Genomic DNA, 3,918 nt, shown 5'->3' on the forward strand with positions numbered 1-3,918 from the left:
TAGGCTACTTGGCACGCCACTGTTTGTAGCACCCTCCCAATCATCCCCCATCCCAAGATCAATACCCGAGACAACCCCGACCGGCAGATCTCTACCCACTTCATATTCGCCGCTTTCCTCAGCCTGCTCCGATGGCGTGGTTGCCGGAATGATCGACACCGTATCGTTGTCTGCCTCACTCTGCTGACCCGGCTTCCCCCCCGTCTCATCAGGTTGTATGTGTTGTAGCGTATTGTTCAGTGCTTCGTTTTCCGCCGATGTCTCAGCGCCCGTCACACTTTGGCCCAGAATCTCCGCGATACCGCCGCCGGCCAACATGGCAATCGATGCCGTCAACGACGACTGACCCAATGTAGGTGAGGTTCCCGACGGGTCGAGCGCGTCTATCACTAAGGGCGAGAGAACCGCGCTCGTCGCCGCCCCGATAGCTCCGCCTCCGCAACCCTGCTCACATAAGGCACCCTAATCAATCGAAACTGCCATCTCCAAGGCTATCCTCGATTGATTGATCCCTCCGTCAAAACCAGGTTGCTGCTTCAACTCGTCGAGAGCATAAACGATACTCACACGACAACCAACACGGAAAAGTTTTAAGTCGTCTACATTGTTTAAATAGATCCCAACAGACCTGATAGATCCATCATCAAGCTTTAAGTCAATCGTGTTATTGGCGTCACCATCACTCTGACCAGCTATATATATATAAATTACAACGCCATTAATGTATAGCAATGGCATTTGCCCACTTTGAATATTTTCCCACCACACATCCGACCCAAACAGACCGTAAGTTCCCCTCAGCCCGATGTTTGGCTTAGATGGATTCAGTGTGAGCGATTGAGCCAAGGCGATCCGCCCGGGATTCGCCTGCAGCTCATCCTCGAATCTAAAGACCAATTTCATACGTACACCATCTTCTGCAAGGCGCAACAACATCCTTTGCCTCCATCAACGAATTTTATCGCGCATTTAATTTCGATGAATTTGTTTTTTTAAAAATTAGATCAACACAAAAATGAATGGACGTCATCAATTGAAAACAAAACGACGGCCAACAAATCCCAGGAAACTGGCGGTCACCATATTTTCACTTAAACGATTAGCTTGATGCGTTGGCGGATCGCATACGCCTATTGGGTCGGGTCAACTTCCCAACAACAACTCACACCGTATCCCCGCGCGTCGGCAAACCTCCAATCAACCAGTTGCTCCGCCCCGTGGCCGTACATCTTACTTTCCTAGCTCAAAAAATACGGATACCCGCTACATCCTGTTGGCCATAGACGCTCCGCTCAAAAGAACGGAGCACACCGACTTGGAAAGTTCGATCTTCGCTTGTGCCCGCTACCGCTGGCGCCGCCAACTGCTCACCAAGGGCACGAGGGCTACTATCCCGAGCACAGAAACGCAAACTCCCCATCCCACCGTCGTTCATTTCTTCGACAAGATCGTTCGAGAGCGAACCAAGGAACTGCGCTGCTTGAGGTTTCCCTGCAATTAGTGCATGTAGCAGCGCCCTCTCGTCATCGTTCAACAATCTCACAGTGCCCATGTTCATCTCGGTGGCGTAATTCGCCCGACGTTAATTGTGCCATTGGGAAGCTTGTAGGCACTGTAGTTGAAGGTCGTCCCATTCACAACGACGGTGCCTGTGTACTGCCCTTGAGGCAACGACGCCCCAATATTGTTGAGGTCACCTGTCACGGCACTTTGAACCGCGGTTGCATCATAGCCACCGCTGATAACGTGACGGAAGGTGTGTGGCTGCTCTGATTGTCATTGGCCCCGAACTGAATAGTTGAATCACCCTCGGCCGCGGTGTTTGTGGCGCCCTCCCAATCATCCCCCATCCCAAGATCAATACCCGAGCCAACCCCGACCGGCAGGTCTCTACCCACTTCATATTCGCCGCTTTCCTCAGCCTGCTCCGATGACGTGGTTTTCGGAATGATCGACACCGCATCGTTCTCTGCCTCACTCTGCTGACCCGGCTTTCCCCCCGTCTCATCAGGTCGTACGTGGTCTAGCGTATTGTTTAGTGCCTCGTTTTCCGCTGCTCTCTCAGCGCCCGTCACGCTCTGGTCCAGAATCTCCGCAATACCGCCACCGGCCAACATGGCAATCGATGCCGTCAGCGACGACTGACCCAATGTAGGTGAGGCTTCCGACGGGTCGAGCGCGCCTATCACTAAGGGAGAGATGACCGCGCTCGTCGCTGCTCCAATAGCGCCGCCGCAGCAGCCCTGCCCACTAGCGGCACCGGCAGCACACCCCAAAGCCGCGTGAGCCGCGACGGCCTCTCCCCAGTCAATGTAAGAATCCTGCTTCGCGGTTCCGATTGAGTACACCACACTCGCCGCTACGTCGGCAACGCCGGACATCTCTAAGTCTAGAGACCAACACCAACATAATAACGGCCCTAATCAATCAAAACTGCCATCTCCAAGGCTAATCCCCAAGACATTGAGCTCACCTTCTTCGCGTTGTTGCGATATTTACTCTAAAATCTTATTTATTTTCCCCACACCGACAACTCTATTTAGCTCTCGAACTTCGAAATCATCACCAACCTTTACTTTATCCTTAAAGTATTCCCAACTTACAAATCTTATACTCGCCTCGAGCACCTCTCCCGGATAGTGCAGCCGATCATCCACGTATTCGTGAATTCCGCTCACAAGAAAATCAACGCCAGCAAATTTATGATGCGGAGAATATCCGGATCGAACTCCATTAATTTTCGGATCATCCACATCTTCAGAAATGCTTATTGTAGCCAAAATGTTATGCAAAATTAACTCCTAGTAAGCATGCTTGATATTCGTTACAACAGAGTTTAACAGGGACAGCGCTGGTTTACGTTCCACCGAGAGAACGCCACTCTTAAAGATAAACGGGTCGATCGTATTCGAGAACGAAAAATTCCCAAGTACGCTGGTCGGAATATCTGCGCTTACAATCGCAGCGTAGTCACTCTCAAAGTTTGCATAAGTCAGAACTTCGTTCAAGTTAAATCCGAACTGCTTCATCTCATTGTTTCCGAGAACAAAGGAGAACTGTCCAGAACTCATAACGGAGGAGAATTCTTCCGGTCCCATTGCACGATAGATCGTTGTAATCCCGCTATTTGGAGCAGAAACTGCGCTAGCGAGAACACTGGACTCGTCTGCTGCGAACGCACTCTCGGCACTTTCGATCAGTCCCTCTTCCTCGCTGGCGGCCCCACCGATATCCGCATTGGCAGAGAGTTCCGCCATAACCTGCAATCCGGTGGGAGACGCGAGCCACGACTCGACATCTTCAGCTGCACTTGAAGCAGTGCTTTTAAAGAGTTGAGTGCAACTTTCTGGGTGACCAAGACAATTATTGATTGCCTCATTTTCGGCGGCAAGTTCTCCAGCCGTAACCGACTGGCCAGCCAATCCAGCGGCCGCTCCACCAGCCAGTGCCGCAAATACTGCAACCGCAGCGCTTTGTCCCGCTGTGACGGTCTCGGTGCCGCCCGTGATCGCGCTCGCGACAACCGGCGTCAACGCTGCACTCGTAGCTCCTCCGATGGCGCCGCCACCGCAACCTTGTCCAGATGCTGCTCCCTCTGCGCACCCCAATGCAGCGTGCGCAGCGAGGTATTCAACCTCGTTGAGATCGGGCTTGGCCGTGCCAATCGCATACGCGGCAGCCGCAGCCGTATCCGCGACTCCGTCATCACGAAGGTTGGTAAGGAAACTTCCACCCTCGATTGCCGTTTGCGCCCCGGCCTGAATCACTGCCTCTGCCCCGAGCGCGGCAGCGGCTTCAGCCACACCTGTTGCCGTCGCTGTGCCTGCAGTCGGAATCAGGGCATTACCGACACTTTGAACACCAGCGAGTGCTGCAAGGCTCGACGTTGACGCGCCAGTGGTAAATCCAACCGAGCCA

General features: G+C 52.9%; 4 protein-coding genes and 2 pseudogenes. All 6 read right to left on the reverse strand.

Going from position 1 to position 3,918, the window contains the following annotated elements; genetic code table 11:
• Positions 1-336: pseudogene (locus U5A67_RS40210) on the reverse strand (hypothetical protein); the annotation flags it as partial.
• A 126-nt stretch (positions 337-462) separates the two neighbouring features.
• Positions 463-936, reverse strand: coding sequence for a hypothetical protein (locus U5A67_RS40215; RefSeq protein ID WP_321818803.1), 474 nt, complete (start codon positions 934-936; stop codon positions 463-465).
• A gap of 424 nt (positions 937-1,360) precedes the next feature.
• Positions 1,361-1,552: pseudogene (locus U5A67_RS40865) on the reverse strand (DUF6984 family protein); the annotation flags it as partial.
• Positions 1,553-1,700: 148 nt separating this feature from the next.
• On the reverse strand, positions 1,701-2,381 hold the full coding sequence (locus U5A67_RS40220; protein ID WP_321818802.1) for a hypothetical protein: 681 nt from the start codon (positions 2,379-2,381) through the stop codon (positions 1,701-1,703).
• Between the two features lie 114 nt (positions 2,382-2,495).
• Complete coding sequence (locus tag U5A67_RS40225; protein ID WP_321818801.1) at positions 2,496-2,792, reverse strand: hypothetical protein; 297 nt, start codon at positions 2,790-2,792, stop codon at positions 2,496-2,498.
• Between the two features lie 9 nt (positions 2,793-2,801).
• A partial coding sequence (locus U5A67_RS40230; RefSeq protein ID WP_321818800.1) for a DUF637 domain-containing protein occupies positions 2,802-3,918 on the reverse strand: 1,117 nt, incomplete at its 5' end.

The organism is Paraburkholderia sp. J69-1 (assembly GCF_905220255.1).
Lineage (GTDB): Bacteria > Pseudomonadota > Gammaproteobacteria > Burkholderiales > Burkholderiaceae > Paraburkholderia.